The organism is Pseudomonas sp. GQ91 (assembly GCF_059758795.1).
Genome location: NZ_JCAXED010000001.1, coordinates 80,965 through 97,163, shown reverse-complemented (window position 1 = coordinate 97,163; position 16,199 = coordinate 80,965). Strand labels below are relative to the sequence as shown.

The 16,199-nt window shown below is 58.6% G+C and carries 17 protein-coding genes; 11 read left to right on the top strand and 6 right to left on the bottom strand.

Annotated features, from left to right (window positions below; genetic code table 11):
• The first annotated feature begins 133 nt into the window (after nt 1-133).
• Complete coding sequence (locus tag AC6CIA_RS00390; protein WP_498310112.1) at nt 134-454, top strand: ElaB/YgaM/YqjD family protein; 321 nt, start codon at nt 134-136, stop codon at nt 452-454.
• A gap of 39 nt (nt 455-493) precedes the next feature.
• Here AC6CIA_RS00390 and AC6CIA_RS00385 read toward each other — a convergent pair whose 3' ends face one another.
• Together AC6CIA_RS00385 and AC6CIA_RS00380 are read right to left on the bottom strand one after the other, a co-directional pair.
• Nucleotides 494-1,513 (bottom strand): Ldh family oxidoreductase, encoded by a 1,020-nt coding sequence (locus tag AC6CIA_RS00385; protein WP_498310111.1) that lies wholly within the window; start codon nt 1,511-1,513, stop codon nt 494-496.
• A gap of 276 nt (nt 1,514-1,789) precedes the next feature.
• Nucleotides 1,790-2,059 carry a PepSY domain-containing protein gene (locus tag AC6CIA_RS00380; RefSeq protein WP_498310110.1) on the bottom strand — a complete coding sequence of 90 codons (270 nt, stop codon included), beginning with the start codon at nt 2,057-2,059 and terminating at the stop codon, nt 1,790-1,792.
• A 152-nt stretch (nt 2,060-2,211) separates the two neighbouring features.
• Here AC6CIA_RS00380 and AC6CIA_RS00375 point away from each other — a divergent pair, with 152 nt between their 5' ends.
• The 7 genes from AC6CIA_RS00375 (at nt 2,212) to fapF (ending at nt 8,273) form a co-directional block, all read left to right on the top strand.
• Nucleotides 2,212-3,207 carry a FecR family protein gene (locus tag AC6CIA_RS00375; protein ID WP_498310109.1) on the top strand — a complete coding sequence of 332 codons (996 nt, stop codon included), beginning with the start codon at nt 2,212-2,214 and terminating at the stop codon, nt 3,205-3,207.
• Between the two features lie 365 nt (nt 3,208-3,572).
• A complete protein-coding gene (gene fapA / locus AC6CIA_RS00370; RefSeq protein WP_498310108.1) occupies nt 3,573-4,031 on the top strand; it encodes a fibril amyloid chaperone protein FapA in 459 nt (152 codons plus the stop codon).
• Nucleotides 4,028-4,582, top strand: a complete 555-nt coding sequence (gene fapB / locus AC6CIA_RS00365) for a fibril amyloid subunit FapB (protein WP_498310107.1) — start codon at nt 4,028-4,030, stop codon at nt 4,580-4,582. The genes fapA and fapB overlap by 4 nt, the downstream gene beginning before the upstream one ends.
• A 68-nt stretch (nt 4,583-4,650) precedes the next feature.
• Entirely contained in the window at nt 4,651-5,409 is a 759-nt protein-coding gene (fapC, locus tag AC6CIA_RS00360) for an amyloid-like fimbrin subunit FapC (RefSeq protein ID WP_498310106.1), read from the top strand.
• A gap of 61 nt (nt 5,410-5,470) precedes the next feature.
• Nucleotides 5,471-6,151 (top strand): fibril amyloid maturation endopeptidase FapD, encoded by a 681-nt coding sequence (gene fapD / locus AC6CIA_RS00355; protein ID WP_498310105.1) that lies wholly within the window; start codon nt 5,471-5,473, stop codon nt 6,149-6,151.
• 37 nt (nt 6,152-6,188) lie between these two features.
• Entirely contained in the window at nt 6,189-6,935 is a 747-nt protein-coding gene (fapE, locus tag AC6CIA_RS00350; protein ID WP_498310104.1) for a fibril amyloid subunit FapE, read from the top strand.
• A 48-nt stretch (nt 6,936-6,983) separates the two neighbouring features.
• Nucleotides 6,984-8,273 (top strand): fibril amyloid transporter FapF, encoded by a 1,290-nt coding sequence (gene fapF, locus AC6CIA_RS00345; protein WP_498310103.1) that lies wholly within the window; start codon nt 6,984-6,986, stop codon nt 8,271-8,273.
• A 61-nt stretch (nt 8,274-8,334) separates the two neighbouring features.
• On the opposite strand, the gene AC6CIA_RS00340 is transcribed toward fapF, so the two are convergent.
• Nucleotides 8,335-9,660, bottom strand: coding sequence for a sigma-54 dependent transcriptional regulator (locus AC6CIA_RS00340; protein WP_498310102.1), 1,326 nt, complete (start codon nt 9,658-9,660; stop codon nt 8,335-8,337).
• Between the two features lie 342 nt (nt 9,661-10,002).
• Between AC6CIA_RS00340 and AC6CIA_RS00335 the strand changes: the two genes are divergently transcribed.
• Nucleotides 10,003-10,263 carry a DUF1652 domain-containing protein gene (locus AC6CIA_RS00335; protein ID WP_498310101.1) on the top strand — a complete coding sequence of 87 codons (261 nt, stop codon included), beginning with the start codon at nt 10,003-10,005 and terminating at the stop codon, nt 10,261-10,263.
• 162 nt (nt 10,264-10,425) lie between these two features.
• On the opposite strand, the gene AC6CIA_RS00330 is transcribed toward AC6CIA_RS00335, so the two are convergent.
• The 3 genes from AC6CIA_RS00330 to gnd are packed head-to-tail and all read right to left on the bottom strand — an operon-like array spanning nt 10,426 to nt 13,747.
• A complete protein-coding gene (locus AC6CIA_RS00330) occupies nt 10,426-11,250 on the bottom strand; it encodes a Cof-type HAD-IIB family hydrolase (protein WP_339531279.1) in 825 nt (274 codons plus the stop codon).
• Nucleotides 11,247-12,770 (bottom strand): glucose-6-phosphate dehydrogenase, encoded by a 1,524-nt coding sequence (gene zwf, locus AC6CIA_RS00325; RefSeq protein WP_339531280.1) that lies wholly within the window; start codon nt 12,768-12,770, stop codon nt 11,247-11,249. Before zwf ends, AC6CIA_RS00330 begins: the two co-directional genes overlap by 4 nt.
• Nucleotides 12,767-13,747 (bottom strand): phosphogluconate dehydrogenase (NAD(+)-dependent, decarboxylating), encoded by a 981-nt coding sequence (gene gnd, locus AC6CIA_RS00320; protein ID WP_498310100.1) that lies wholly within the window; start codon nt 13,745-13,747, stop codon nt 12,767-12,769. The genes zwf and gnd overlap by 4 nt, the downstream gene beginning before the upstream one ends.
• A gap of 270 nt (nt 13,748-14,017) precedes the next feature.
• Here gnd and AC6CIA_RS00315 point away from each other — a divergent pair, with 270 nt between their 5' ends.
• Nucleotides 14,018-14,194, top strand: a complete 177-nt coding sequence (locus AC6CIA_RS00315) for a DUF6026 family protein (RefSeq protein ID WP_498310099.1) — start codon at nt 14,018-14,020, stop codon at nt 14,192-14,194.
• Nucleotides 14,195-14,344: 150 nt separating this feature from the next.
• Nucleotides 14,345-16,090, top strand: a complete 1,746-nt coding sequence (locus tag AC6CIA_RS00310) for a phosphoethanolamine transferase CptA (protein ID WP_498310098.1) — start codon at nt 14,345-14,347, stop codon at nt 16,088-16,090.
• Nucleotides 16,091-16,199: the final 109 nt, after the last annotated feature.

Sequence of the window (16,199 nt, the reverse complement as noted above, 5' to 3'; positions counted from 1 at the left end):
ATCTTACACTGTAGGCTGAAAGGTCCGAATTCGGATTTTTGCATCATGCGGGTGACCGGCAAAAAAACTGCAACTTTTACCGCCTTTCCCGACTCCATTGTGCATCGCCCATTTCCTATCAAGGAGCTATTCAATGGCCCGTAAAACTACTGCTCAAGCTGTCGAAGAGCAAATCAAGGATCAAGCGTTCAGCGAACTACAGGCACTGATCGAAGAGTCGGAAAAACTGCTCAAAAGCAGCGCGTCGCTGATGGGAGAAGAAGGCGAAAGCGTGCGCGAGCAGGTCGCGCTCAAGCTCAAGCAAGCCCTGGATTCGGTGTCCAGCGTGCGTGAGCGCAGCAAGCCGGTGGTGGATGCCACCGAGGCGTACATCGGTGGGCACCCGTGGCAAACCGTCGCCATCTCCGCCGGTTTCGGCCTGGTGATCGGCCTGCTGCTGGGCCGTCGCAACTGACAGCGGCCTTCGCAGAAGCGGGCGATCCCGCTTCTGCGGTTATCCTCGTGCCAACCCCTTCAATCGTTCCAGTTCCTGCCGGTCGATGACAATCCCCTCCAACTCAGCCCTGGCCCGCGTCCGATGACGACGGTCACCCGGCAAGCGTCGCAACCCTGCCGCATGCATCTGTCGCACCAGTTCCTGGCTGCGCTCGGCAAAGCTCTGTCCAGCGCTCTTGCCCGGATCAATCACAATCAGCAGTTGGCCGGTCCACGGCGTCTTGGCTCCAGGATGATTGGACCAATCGAACTCGAAGGAAAAATTACCACCCGTCAACGCCGCGGCCAACAACTCCACCATCATCGACAACGCCGAACCTTTATGTCCGCCAAATGGCAATAGTGCGCCGCCTTCAAGAATGGCCCTTGGGTCCTGGGTCGGCTGGCCCAGGCTGTCGACTCCGGTGCCTGGCGGTAACCGCTCGCCTTTGCGCGCGGCAATCTGCACGTCGCCATGGGCGATGGCGCTGGTGGCCAGATCGAAGACGATCGGTGGCCCGTCAGCGCGGGGGGCGGCAAACGCAATGGGATTGGTCCCGAACAACGGGCGGTCGGCGCCGTGAGGCACCACGCAGGTCATGCTATTGACCACGCTGAGCGCCACCAGGCCCTCATCGGCAAAGGGCTCGACATCGGGCCACAACGCGGCAAAGTGATGGGAGTTACGAATCGCCAATACCGCGATTCCGGCGCTGCGAGCCTTCTCGATCAGCAATGGACGCGCGGCCGCCAATGCCGGCTGGGCAAAACCGTTGGCCGCATCCACGCGAACGAAGCCGGAGGCGACATCCTCGACCACCGGCAGCGCCTTGCCGTTCACCCAGCCACTGCCGAGCGTCGACACATACCCCGGGATCCGAAACACCCCGTGACTATGGGCGCCGTCGCGTTCGGCACTCGCGCAATTATGCGCAAGAATGGCCGCCACCTCCGGCGACGTCCCGTGCCTGGTGAAGACCTGTTCGAGTAACGCCACCAATTCGCTGAAGCTGATAACTGTCGGAGACTGCGCAGACATTTGAAGCTCCGTTTTTATGATTGGAGGGGGCAACAAAAGGGAACATCCAGACCGTCGATTAAACAACGTAGTGCGCATCTGCTGTCAACTCGGCAAGCAAGGAAAACACGCGGATAGCGCGTCTTGAAACGCCTGTCGCGCGTGGGGCCTGGACCTTGTACAGATTGTTTGGTTCTCGTGACGAATAAGTCATCGGCGGCGACTCAGTGACGCACCTGGTCGCACAGCGGGGCTGGAGCTGGATGAGGGGGCCTGAGCAGGCCCCCGCAGGATTGATCAGTCTTTCTGATCGCGCAGGACATTGCCCGATGCGCCGTCGATTCGGGCCTCATAGACCACACCGTCAGCCTTGCGACCTTTGACTTCCCAATAACCGTTGTCGTCTGCTTCAGCTTGGTAGACCTCGATATAACCGGCCTTGGTCTTGGCCGTTTCGATGGCTTTTTCAATGGTGATCCAGCCAGCGCCTGGCTTGTCGGCAAGGGCCGCACCGGCGCTGAACAAGGTGGCAGTGGTCACCATGACAGCAAGGGTTTTCTTGAGCATTTTCCTGACTCCGTTATAGAGAATGACTTGCAGATCCAGATTTTTAGGTCAACTGCGGCCCTAATTAGTTCCACATTGATGCTCCTTAGCCATGATGGCTGTTCTCGGCGCATGGCCGGGAGGGTTAGAATGTAGGAAATCAGGAATCACAAATGACAGAACAGTCCTTATCAGAAGTCGAATATGACGCCATCACCGATGCCGCCGCGCACTGGTGTATGCGTATGCACGCTTTTGATTGCACGACTGCCGAGCGCGAGGCCTTCAAGCAATGGCACGAAGCGCACCCGCTGCACGCTTTCGAATACGCGGCGATGCTCGAGATCTGGGAAGTTGCTGATCATTTGCCGCGTAGCGAAGCCGTGGCGCCAGCGCCCGCACCTTCCCTTCCCAGGCGCTGGCGCAGCTATGCGGTGGCCGCGGCGTTAGCGCTGGCAGCCTTGCCGCTGGCTGCGCTGACCGGTTGGGAGGCCGGCTGGTTACCCAGTTCCTATGAGCATTACGCGACTGAAAACACCTTGCGCAAAGTGACGCTGGCTGATGGCAGCCAAGTGGAGCTGAACGTCGGCACCGAACTGGTCTATAGCAACTATAAGGACGAGCGACGGATCACCCTTAAAAAAGGCGAAGCATTCTTCAGTGTCAGCCATGACCGCAGACACCCGTTCGTGGTGCGCGCCGGCACCGGGCAGATCCGCGTCACAGGTACCCAGTTCAACGTCTGGAAATATGAGGACAAGGTCCAGGTCATGCTGCTGGAAGGCTCGGTGAACATCGTCAGCAACGACGGCCGTGACATAACGAACTTGAGCCCTGGCATGCAGGCCAGCTACAACCGTGTCGAGCCTGTTCCTCGCGTCAGCCCGTTTGCCCCGGACGGCTCTGCACTGGCATGGCGTACCGGCAAGCTGATTCTCGATAACCTGGCCCTGGCGGATGCCTTGCCTCTGATCAACCGCTACCTGAGCAAACCGGTGATGCTCGCGGATACTGCCACCGGCGCCATTCGGATTGGCGGGATCTACGACATTCAGGAAGTCCCCCACCTGGTTTCATCGCTGCCCAAGGTTCTGCCGGTCTACCTGACCCGCAACCATGATGGTAATACGGTACTCAATTCGATACCGGGCAAAACCCCCAAGTCCTGAACCGAACAGCGTCGCTCCCGCCCCAATGCGCACCTGCCCGAATGTGCCCGCCTGCGCAAGAATGTCCAATTCTGAAACACCCGCGTCGTCTCGAACCGCCAGCGGCTGCGGGTTCAATGATTGCTCAACGAATGTGTTTCACCGCTGAAACAACCCAAGCACAACGCGCTGACCTTGCCGTGCATGGCGGGAGTAGAAGTCGCTCTGTTCGCGCCTGTTTCAAGGTTGGTACACACCCATCGACCGGATCCCAGGAAGTGCGCCTAATACATTGAAAATAAAACATATTTAAAAAGCGGCACAGCTTCTGCTCTATTCCTGACAACGCTGTTTAGGGTCAGCGTTAAACGACAAGGAAAGACGCCGTGGCAACTCTCGATTCAGGCTCAGTGAGCCTTCTGCTGATCAGCTGTGTACTCAGCGCCAGTATGAGCGTTCCCGCCTCCGCAGAGGATGGCATCATCGTCACGGGACGCAATGTACAAGGCTTCCACGTGGGCCGACCGGCCTTCGGTCCTGACCCTTATCCTTCCACCGCCAATGCCAATCCAGGCAAGCAGATCCTGGGCGCCACTGGTGGCGAACTCACCGACCACGATTTCGCCGGGGTCAGCAGCGGCTCCAGCATCACTCACGCCATCCTGCCGAACGGCGACCTTCCCGGTTTAAGCAACACGCTCGGCACCCACCCGGCCAGCCTGGGCACCGGCGCAGCCGCGGGGCATGGCGGCGCAAGCAATTTGGGTGGTCAGATCAGCGGTTCGATCGAACGCGGCATGGCGCCCTTGAACGCTATCGGCGGCATGATGGGAGTTCAGCAATGAATCCTTCGTGGCTGGTCCTCGCGGCGCTGGGTTGCTCCTCGGTCATGGCCGATGGCAGCCACCAGGCGCTGATCAACCACTCAGGCCAACAGTACAGCGGTGTGATGTCGGTCAACCAGGCCGCCGGCAATCAGCAACAACAGATCAACAGCCGGGCCATCACGGTGGGCGGCCAGGCCAGCGATTCACTTGTCCAGACCCTCGACGGCAGGGTCGCCCCTTCCCTCAACGCCCAAGCGGCGATCCAGGGTTCGTCTTTCAGCAATGGCAACGGTGTGCTGGGCGTCAACCAGTCGGCCGGGGCCAACAATCAAATGATCAATGCCGTGCGGATCAGCATCCATCCTGGCCCGCAAAGTATTGATGACAGCGCCCTGTCGCAACAGAACGTGGCGCTGTTACCAGACTCCGGATCCACCTCTACCACTGGCAGTCGCCAGGTCGTTACCAACGACCAGGCCTTCACCGGCAGCCGTGGAGTCATACAGGTGAATCAGAGTGCGGGGGTGGGGAACCGCATGGCTAACACCCTCGGTATCACTATCAAGTAAGCGCTTGATAGGGGTTCGTTCGACCGTACCAACACTTAACCAACACATCAGAAGCAAGGAGATACACCATGAAACCTACAATGGCCCTCAAACCACTGGTTTTCGCTCTCGCTGCGCTCATGGCTGTTGCTGCACAGGCGGGCCCCGCCGAAAGATGGACACCGACCCCTGTCGTCACCGGCACCGTGGCTGCCGTGGTCACCGACACACAAGTCAGCGAAGACAACGTCTTCGACGACACCCAAACCACCAACAACGCCTCGGCCAACGGTTCGTTGAACGGCAGCAACGGCAACCTGGGTGGCAACGTGGCGGCGGGCTCCGGCAACCAGCAAGACAACGCCGCTGCAATCACCAGCAGCGCTGACGATGCTGCGTCGGTGTTCGCGGTCGCCGATATCTACCAGGAAAGCGGCTCTAACCAGTTCGACAGCAAAGGCGTGCAAAACAACGCTTCGCTGAACAACTCGGCCAACGGCAGCTCCGGCAACGTCGGTGTCAACGCCGCGGCCGGTCAAGGCAATCAGCAGAAAAACAACCTGGCCATCGTGACTGCCGACGGCAACAACGTCGCTTCTGCCTCGAACACCGAGCAAATGTCGGTGGACAACGAGTTCCTGAACGCCGCCGCCAGCAAACACGGGTATGGGTATGGCCAGACGCAGTATGTGGTCAACAACGCCAGCCTGAACAACTCGGGCAACAACGCCAGCGGCAATATCGGCATCAACGTAGCCGCCGGTCAAGGCAACCAGCAGAGCAACACCCTCACCCTGGGCAGCGGCTGCACCGCCTGCCCAACCGGTGGCAACGCCGTACGCTTCTGATGCAACAGGGCCTTGGCGACAAGGCCCTTCTTCATTCCAGTGTCCAACAGGTCATTCGATCATGCGTTTCGCGACCTTCGTACTCTTGTTGTTACTCGTGGGCCCTTCGTGGGCGGGGCAGATGGCGATAGCCGCGATGCCCGGTGGCACAGTGATCTTCAAGAAGGTCGAAAGTCTTCGGGAGCGTCGGTTCGCCAATCTGGTGGAACAGAAAACCGATTTCAGCTGTGGTGCCGCGGCACTCGCGACCATCCTGCGCCAGGCCTATTGGCTGGACGTCGATGAGGAACACGTCATCAAAGGCATGCTGATCAACGCTGATCAGGACCTGGTACGCACCCAGGGTTTTTCCATGCTGGACATGAAGCGCTACCTCGAAAGCATCGGCATGCGCGCCAGGGGCTACAAGATCGGGCCCGACACGCTGGTCACGGTGAAGATCCCGGTGGTGGTATTGCTGGAGATTCGTGGCTACAAGCACTTCGTAGTGATGCAGCGCGCCGACAAGGACTGGGTCTATATCGGCGACCCGGTGCTGGGCAACAAACGCTACACGCGCGACGACTTCGTCAAAGGCTGGAACGGTGTGGTGTTCGCTGTGCTTGGCGAGGGCTACGACAAGACCAACGCCCTGCTCGATCCCCCCAATCCGCTGACCACCAAGCACCGCTTGAATGAATTCAAGCCGGTAGGTGATGCGGAACTGATGGAATTCGGTTTTATCCAGAGCGACTTCTTCTAGAAGCGCAATAAGGAGCAGGACGCTCCAGGAGCAGATCATGAACACTTTCCGTTGGCTGACGGTCATGTGCCTGGCAGCCTCAATGCCCGCTTATGCTTCCCCGGCGTTCAAGCCGATGGAACTGAAGGACTCGGAGCTGGGCGAATTGCGTGGTCGTTACGTAATGCCGGGACGGATTGTCAGCTTCGGCATTGTGATGAGCACCACTTGGACCAACGCCGCCGGCGATACCAGTACGGTGTCGGCCAATATGCATATCGACGCCTCCACCCTCACTCCGCAATTCTATGTTCAGACCACCGGTACCACCGGTACCGGCAACACGCGTCCAACCGGCACCGGCACGGTCATCGGCGGCGCGGGCCTGGGCAGCGGCCAGGGCGTCACCCAAAGCGTACGCGCCGCGGGTGATGGCAACACCGCTTATAACAACGTCGGCATCAATGTCAGCGAGAACGGCCTGGCGCCGGCCAACCTTGTGCAATCGGGGCAGGTGCTGGTGGCGGGGGGCTCGATCGCTAGCAATAGCGCAGCGGGCCGAGTCAGTGTTTCGGCTAACAACGGTGGCCTGCAAATGGCTATCCAGGCCAACAACAATCAGGGCAGCGCAGTCCAGCAAATCGGTGCAGGCCAGGTTTTGCAGGGTACGGTTTTGCAAGGTAACAGCAACTTCGTCAACAACATGACTCAGCTCAACGTCGCCCTAGGCAGCAACGGCCTGAACAATGTCGCGCTGAACTGCAATCTGGAACAACTCAAGGGGCTACGCACCCTGGGTTATTGAACCCGTAAGCCTTCGACACTTACGCATTAGAAAAGGACGGCTGACTTCATGCATCGATCGTTATCGCTACGTGCCGTTGTTTGTTTAAGCACGCTCTTGCCCGCGAGTATGTTGTACGCCGCGCCAGACGCCGACATCGAAACGCTCAAGCGAGAACTCCTGGAACTCAAGCAGCGCTACGAAATGCAACAAAAGGCTCTGGCGGTCCTGGAGCAACGCGTGCGTCAAGTTGAGGACCAGCCTGCAGCGCCGCCGCCAAAACGCCTGGCAAAATCTCCGGCGGACTTCAAGAAAGGAGGCCGTACGGTAGCGGCCGGCAGTTCCGGTGCGGCAGCTGGCGGCAGTTCTTATGGGCAGTCCCTCAAGGATGATTCAGCCCCGGCGCAAAGTGTCAGCAACTTGTACGACGAGGCCAGCGGTTTCTTCGGAAGAGGCAAGTTCAGTGTTGAAACGGGCATGACCTACGCCCGCTACGATGCCCGCCAGTTGACCCTCAACGGTTTTCTGGCACTGGACTCGATCTTTCTGGGCAACATTAACCTCGACCGCATCAAGGCCGACAACTGGACCCTGGACCTGACCGGACGCTACAACCTCGATAACCGCTGGCAGTTCGACGTCAACGTCCCGGTGGTTTACCGCGAGTCGACCTATCAGTCCGGTGGCGCCAATGGTGGCGATCCACAGGCGACTTCCGAAGAGTCGGTGAGCCGTGATCCGGCTATCGGCGACGTTAACTTCGGGGTGGCCTACAAGTTCCTCGACGAAACCCCCACCCTGCCGGACGCCGTGGTTTCGGTGCGGGTCAAGGCGCCGACCGGTAAAGAGCCTTTCGGTATCAAGCTGGTGCGCTCGACCGCCAACGACAACCTGTATGTGCCGGAAAACCTGCCGACCGGCAACGGCGTGTGGTCGATTACACCGGGAATCTCGCTGGTCAAGACGATCGACCCTGCCGTACTGTTCGGCTCGATTTCCTACACCTATAACCTTGAAGAATCGTTTGACGACATCAGCAGCGACATCAATCAGAAAGTCGGGGGCAAGGTCCGCCTCGGCAACAGCTTTCAGATAGGCGCGGGCGTAGCCTTTGCCCTCAACGAGCGGATGAGCATGTCGTTCTCGGTGTCCGACCTGATTCAGCGCAAGAGCAAACTCAAACCCGACGGCGGCGATTGGCAGTCGATTGTCTCCAGCGACGCCAACGCTGGTTACTTCAATGTCGGCATGACCATTGCCGCCAGCGAGAACCTGACCATCGTGCCGAATCTGGCGATCGGTCTGACGGACGATGCACCCGACTTTACCTTCAGCCTGAAATTCCCGTATTACTTCTAGCCGATGAACAGGAAAAAGCCCCCCCGCGACTGGATCGCGACGGGGCTTTTGTTTACCCGCCCTAGCGGATCTGGTGTTTGTGCAGCAACCGGTAGAACGTGGGCCGGGAAACGCCCAGCACGCGCGCGGCGACGCTCATGTTGTCGCTGTGCCGGTTAAGCACATCGCACAGCGCCTGACGTTCGGCGCGGTGTTTGTAATCTTCCAATGTGGCCATGGGCAGCGTGATTGCCTGCCGGCCTTGCAAGCCAAGGTCGGCTGCTTCGATTTGGCGTCCTTCCGCCAGGACCAGGCCCCGCCGCACGCGGTTGGCCAACTCGCGGACGTTTCCTGGCCAGCCATGCTTGCCCATCGCGTCCAGCGCGTCATCGCTGAAGCTGCGCGGACGGCGGCCGATTTCCTGGCTATAGAAGCGAGAAAAGTGGTTGGCCAACATGCCAATATCACCGTGCCGGTCACGCAAGGGCGCGGTCAGGACTTGCAGGACATTCAGCCGGTAATACAAGTCTTCCCGGAACAAGCCCTTCTCGATGGCCGCTTCCAGGTCCACGTGAGTCGCCGCCAACACCCTGACATCCACTGGAATCGGCTGACAGCCACCGACACGCTCGATGTGTTTTTCCTGCAGGAACCGCAGCAGGTTGGCCTGCAACTCCATCGGCAAGTCGCCAATTTCATCCAGGAACAAAGTGCCGCCGTGCGCTGCCTCGATACGCCCGACCTTGCGTTGGTGGGCCCCCGTGAATGCGCCTTTTTCATGCCCGAAGAGTTCGGACTGAATCAGATGTTCGGGGATCGCCCCACAATTGATCGCCACAAAAGGTTTGGCGTGACGTTGAGATTGCCGGTGCAGGGTCTTGGCGACCAACTCCTTGCCGGTGCCACTGTCCCCACGAATCAGGATCGGCGATTCGGTGGGCGCCAGTTTGGCCAGCAACTTGCGCAATTCGCGGATCGGCCGGCTGTCTCCGAGCAGTTCGTGGGCCGGCTCGTGGACCTGAGTCGCGCCTTTGCCACGCAACCGTGCCATGCCAAAAGCCCTGCCCAGTGTCACCTGGACCCGCGATACGTCAAACGGCAAGGTATGAAAGTCAAAAAACCATTCGCAGACAAAATCGCCAACATTCTGCAGCAGCAATACCTCCGGGCTGAGCACCGCGATCCACTCCGTGCCGCTACGCGTGATCAGTTCCTTGACCGCTTCCGGGCGCTCCAGGTGAAACGGCTGCAAACGCAACAGCCCGACGTCACAGGTACGTTCCCCGACTGCCGCCAGCGTACTACTGTCGACATCCCATCCCGCCGCCTTCAGCCCTGGCAATAATCGATGACAATCGTCACACGGATCGACGACGAGCAAGCTGCGCAGCGCAGGGGACTCAACCATGACTTTTCCTTGGCGTCAAAAACATTAAAGTTATTTAGAAACAATAGTTTGGGAGAGCCTTGGATAACCCTAGCAAAATCTTGACGCAGTTCTTGTATCGTTTCGCGATAAGCCCGCCCTTGGCTAGTCTTTTAATCAATGAGTGCGTTAAATCGCCGCACTTCTTATCTTTCAGGAAGCTTTCAAAAGCACCTCTTACATGACGTTAATCACGAAAAGTTGAAAATAGTTGTTCTAAGATGTGACCCGTACCCTGCCTTCGTGCATCAGTACAAGTACGAGCCGAACGGTACGCCCAACCGACGGCACATCATTTGATTGGGCATTTAGAGAGAAGACCCCATGAACGCCCCGCTCCGCATCAACGAAGCTCTTTTGATCGCAGACCGTGCTTTTCAGCCCTTTCAGTGCATCGCCTGGCACGACGGTAACGGCGCGCTGTCGCTTTCCGTCATCGACCGCACCAATACCCGGATTGGCAGCAAACAACTGTCTTGCAGCGCCTACACCGATCCGGCGCAACTTGAAGACCTGCTGTTAGAAGCCCGCGCTGAACTCGACAAAGATGGCTATCAGTTGCAAGGCTGGGCAATGCCCAAGTAACTGACGCACTGTTACTTGGTGATCGAGGTTATCGATCAACTGTTCGATAAGAGTGATCGTCCAGTCGTTATATCGGCGGTCGTCTCTGCGTAGTTATTTAGACTGAAACCAGGCAAGTGGCGAACGTTCTGACGCGTTCGCCACTTGCCTGGTAGTTTCAGATTATCGGCCCGACAGAATAAACCGCTCAATCGCCTCGGCCACGCCGTCCTCGACATTACTGCCGGTGACTATCGTCGCCTGGCGCTTGACCGTTTCTTCAGCCTGCCCCATGGCAATCGACAAGCCGGCGACGTGAAACATGGCCGGGTCGTTGCCGCCGTCACCGATGGCCGCAGTCTGTTCCATCGGCACTCCCAAGTGTGCCGCCAGGGTTGCCAACGCCTCGCCCTTGTTGGCCTTCATCGCTGTCACGTCAAGATACACCGGTTGCGAACGAGACACCTGGGCCTGCCCCTCGACGCTGGGCTGTAATTGCGCTTCCAGCTCAATCAGCAGCTGCGCATTCGGGCTGGCAGCGACAATCTTGTCGATCCGATCCAGGAACGGCGCAAAACTCTCCACCACCACCGGCGCGTATCCCAGGCCTTGTTGTTCCCGAGGAACCATAGGTCCCGTTGGATCACGCAACAACCAGTCGCCATCGGCAAACACCCAGACTTCGACCTCGGGGTGCGCTGAAAACAACCCCAAGGCAAGCAACGCCGCCGCCTCCGGCAAATGATGAGCGACCAGAATGCTGCCGTCCGGATTGACGAGCGTGCCGCCATTGAACCCCGCCGTGGGCACGTCGACCCCCAGCGCTTCGATCTGCTGCAACATGGCCCTCGGCGGACGCCCGGTGGCCAGGCTGAAAAACACTCCAGCCTCGCGCAAGGCGCGGACCGCCGCAATCGTGCGCTGGCTGAGGCTGTGATCGGGCAGTAACAACGTACCGTCCATATCACTCAACAAGAAACGGATGGGATGAATCCTCTCGTCACTCATCCGAGGCGATGCCAGGTGTGGCCATCGCGGGCCAGCAAGGCATCAGCCGCCGCCGGACCATCCTCGCCGGCCTTGTAGGCCTGTATCCCGTCATCTTCTTTCCAGGCGTCGAGAAAAGGCTGCACCGCACGCCAGCCGTTTTCGATGTTGTCGGCGCGCTGAAACAATGTCTGGTCGCCGGTCAGACAATCATATATCAGCGCTTCGTAGCCCGTTGACGGCTGCATTTCGAAGAAGTCCTTGTAGGCAAACCCCAGCTCGATATTGGCCATGTCGAGGGTCGGCCCAGGTTTCTTCGCCAGCAAGTCGAACCACATGCCTTCATTGGGTTGGATCTGGATCTTCAGGTAGGTCGGCTTGAGTTCGTCCACTTCCGTATCGCGGAACTGCGCATACGGCGCCGGCTTGAAGCAGATGACGATTTCCGTATCACGAACGCTCATGCGCTTGCCGGTGCGCAGGTAGAACGGCACGCCAACCCAGCGCCAGTTGTCGATCATGACTTTGAGGGCGACGAAGGTTTCGGTGCTGCTGTCGGGTGCGACGTTGGCTTCTTCACGGTATCCCGGCAATGCCTTGCCGGCGATCTCGCCCGCGGTGTATTGGCCACGGACCGAGTTGGCCCGCGCATCCTCCACCGACCACGGACGTATCGCACCAATCACCTTGGCCTTTTCCCCACGCACCGCATCGGCGCCAAATGCGGCCGGCGGCTCCATGGCAATCATCGCCAACAATTGGAACAGGTGGTTAGGCACCATGTCGCGCAAAGTACCAGTCGTTTCGAAAAAGCTGCCACGGGTCTCCACGCCGACAGTTTCGGCCGCGGTGATTTGCACATGGTCAATGTAGTGATTGTTCCAGAAGGCTTCGAACAGCACGTTGGAAAAACGGCTGATCAGGATGTTCTGTACCGTCTCCTTGCCCAGGTAATGGTCGATACGGTAGATCTGCTTTTCCGTCATGACCTTGAGCAGGCAGGCGTTGAGCGCCTCGGCCGTGGCCAGGTCCGAACCGAAGGGCTTTTCGATCACCACGCGGCGGAAAGCCTCGGGACTTTCTTCCAACAGGTTGGCGCGCCCCAGGCGCTGCACCACTTCACTGAAGAAGCGCGGTGCAGTGGCCAGGTAAAACACCGCATTGCCGGTGCCGCTCTCGGCGATTTTCCGCGCGATATCGGCATAGGTCGTGTCGTCGAGAAAATCGCCTTGTACGTAGCTGATGCCTTTGGCCAATTGCTCCCACAATTGCGGGTCCAACGCGTTTTCGGCATTCCCCTTGATCTTGCTGGCGGCCTCGGTGCGAATGAAGTCTTCAAGCTTCTTGGCGAAGTCGACATCGCTGATGGCGTTATGATCCACGCCGACAATGCGCAAGCCATCACCCAGCAAACCATCACGACTGAGGTTATACAGCGCCGGCATCAGCAGGCGCTTGACCAGGTCGCCATGGGCGCCAAACAGGAACAAGGTGGTCGGTGGAGCGGGTTCGGCCTTGGGTTTCTTGCCGTTCGCGGTCATTTTTTGGAAGTCTCCACATGCCCGCCAAAGCCGAAGCGCATGGCCGAGAGCAGCTTGTCACCGTAGGTGCTTTGCTGGCGTGAGCGGAAACGCGCGAACAACGAGTTGGACAACACCGGCACCGGCACCGATTGCTCCATGGCGGCTTCGATGGTCCAGCGCCCTTCACCGCTGTCGGCCACGGAACCGGAGTAACCGTCGAGCTTCGGATCGGTGGCCAGTGCATCGGCCGTCAGATCGAGCAACCAGGACGACACTACGCTGCCGCGACGCCATACTTCAGCGATGTCAGCCAGGTTCAGGTCGAAGCGTTGATCTTCCGGCAGGTTCTCCGAGTTTTTGGTTTTGAGGATGTCAAAACCTTCTGCAAAGGCCTGCATCATCCCGTACTCGATGCCGTTGTGGATCATCTTGACGAAGTGCCCGGAACCGGCAGGACCTGCGTGGATGTAGCCACGTTCGGCGCGGTCATCGGTGGCGGTACGGTCCCTGGTGCGTGGAATATCGCCCAGGCCGGGCGCCAGGCTGGCGAAGATCGGGTCCAGGCGCTTGACCGTCTCGGCGTCGCCGCCAATCATCATGCAATAACCACGCTCCAGTCCCCAGACGCCGCCGGAAGTCCCTACGTCGATGTAGTGCAGGCCTTTTTTCGCCAGGCTCCGGCCACGGCGCATGTCGTCCTTATAGTAAGTGTTGCCGCCGTCGATGATCACATCACCCGGCTCCATCAATTCGCTCAGTGCCTGGATCGTGAGCTCAGTGGGGTCGCCCGCAGGCAACATCACCCAGACCGCCCGAGGTTTCTGTAGCCCGGCAACCAGTGCTGGCAGATCGGCGACGCCGGTGGCGCCCTCTTCACTCAACCCTTTGACGAATGCTTCGTTGTGGTCATAGACCACGGTTGTATGCCCATTGAGCATCAAGCGGCGCGCGATATTCCCGCCCATGCGGCCTAGTCCGATAATCCCCAGTTGCATGTATTGATGCTCCCAACTACAAATAAAATGTGTGCAATAGTTTATAGCGCAATGAGGCTAATGAGGGATTAGTCAGGCGCCAATCACATGAGTTTCATGACAAAAAAAGGCCATCGTTTCACCATCACCGCGCAAAAAGTCACAGCGACCATAAAAAATAAAAAAGTTCCATTGTGCCAAAAAAGAAATCAGAATTGGCCTGACTGCTGCCGAGAGCCTCGACTCAAGCGCTCTGGCACCGCGACACACCGGCTATTTGCGAGGTAAGCAATGAGCACTGCATCGATGACACGCCCGCCACAGACCCTTTACGTCACTGTCCGACGCGATGAATTGCGCCAGTTGAAAGACGAACGCGACCAACTGCAAGAGGAAGTATTGCGTCTGCGCGCGCACCTGCAGGGCCAACTGAATCTGCCTGCGGAACCGCGACCCGTGCTCATCTGAGTCAACGCTCGTATCCCCCGGAAAACCCTCACAAAGTTTTCACACGCCCACCCCGATAATGCCGCGCTACCAGGCTGCCCCTTTTATGGGTGGCCTTGATTGCGTGCTGTCAGCACGCAGATTTCCAAAATTATCGGGTGAGAACGGCGGATGGCGATGTTCAAACGCAGCACTAAGTCTGCGAAAGGATTTGATTGGGCCGGCCTTGGCTGGATGTTTCTGTTTTTCTGGTACTTTTCCGGGATTACCCAACTGCTGATACAACTGACCGGCACTTCCGGCTTCAGCGGTTTTCGCCAGGCATTTTTCATGAGTGCACTGTGGCTCGCGCCGATGCTGCTGTTCCCGCGGCGTAGCCGTCTGCTGGCGGCGTTGATTGGCGTCGTGTTGTGGGCCTGTTCCATGGCCAGCCTGGGCTATTTCTTTATCTACCAGCAGGAATTTTCCCAAAGCGTCATCTTCATCATGTTCGAGTCGAACATCTCTGAAGCCGGCGAATACGCCACCCAATACTTTGCCTGGTGGATTGTGCTGGCGTTCATTGCCCACACTGCCTTGGCGATATTCCTGTGGACGCGCCTGCGCCCGGTCTACCTGCCACGGGGCCAGGCCATGCTTGCGGCCGCGGCGATTGTCGTGGCGGTGATCGGCTACCCGCTGATCAAGCAGATTGCCAAAAGCGAAACCATGGAACTGGCCATCGATCGTTTCGAAACCCGCATTGAGCCGGCCGTGCCCTGGCAGATGATTGTCGCCTACCGCCGTTACACCGAGCAGTTGAACAATATGCAAGGCATGCTGGACAACGTCAGCAAGATCCCGCCCCTGAGTAACCTCAAGGACAGCACCGCGGGCCAGCCGTCCACCCTGGTGCTGGTGATCGGCGAGTCGACCAACCGCCAGCGCATGAGCCTCTATGGTTACCCGCGCAATACCACGCCGGAGCTGGACAAGCTGCGCAGCCAACTGGATGTGTTCGATAACGTCATCACGCCGCGCCCCTACACCATCGAAGCGCTGCAACAGGTGCTGACCTTCGCCGATGAAGACAACCCCGACCTGTACCTCAAGACGCCCTCCATTGTCAGCGTGATGAAACAGGCGGGTTACAAGACCTTCTGGATTACCAACCAGCAGACCATGACCAAGCGCAACACCATGCTGACGACGTTTTCCGAACAAGCTGACGAGCAGGTGTACCTGAACAACAACCGCAACCAGAATGCCCGGCAGTACGACGGCGATGTGTTGGCGCCGTTCTCCAAGGCGCTGGGCGATACGGCCGAGCGTAAGTTCATCGTCGTGCATCTGTTGGGCACGCACATGAGCTATCAATATCGCTACCCGTCGAGTTTCGACAAGTTCACCGACCGCCAAGGCGTTCCGGACGGTGTGCGCGACGACCAGCTGCCGACCTACAACAGTTATGACAACGCGGTGCTGTACAACGATTTCGTGGTGTCGAGCCTGATCAAGGACTACGCCAAGACCGATCCCAATGGTTTCCTGATGTACCTCTCCGACCACGGCGAAGATGTGTTCGACTCGGTGGGGCATAGCACCCTGGGGCGCAACGAAGGCAAGCCGACGGCGCCGATGTACACCATTCCGTTCATGACGTGGGCCTCGCCCAAATGGCGCGCCAATCATGGCTGGAATGTCCAGGGCGACCTGCAACGACCCTACAGCAGCTCGCAACTGATTCACACCTGGGCCGACATGGCCGGTTTGAGTTTCGATGAACTGGATCACAGCCGCAGCCTGATCAGCGACAACTTCCAGCCGAGGCCACTGTTGATCGGCAATCCTTATGAGCGCAAACAAAGGGCGTTGATCGATTTCAGCCTGATCAAGCCCAAGGTCAACCCACCCGTGGCCGTTGTGAAGCAACCTTGAAGGATCCGGGTTTCACCCGCGCAACGCGGTGAAACCCGACGCTTTGCAATGCAAAGATAATAATTATTCTCGTTTACCGCTAAAGATCCCCTGCCCCTTTCGTCTTTGT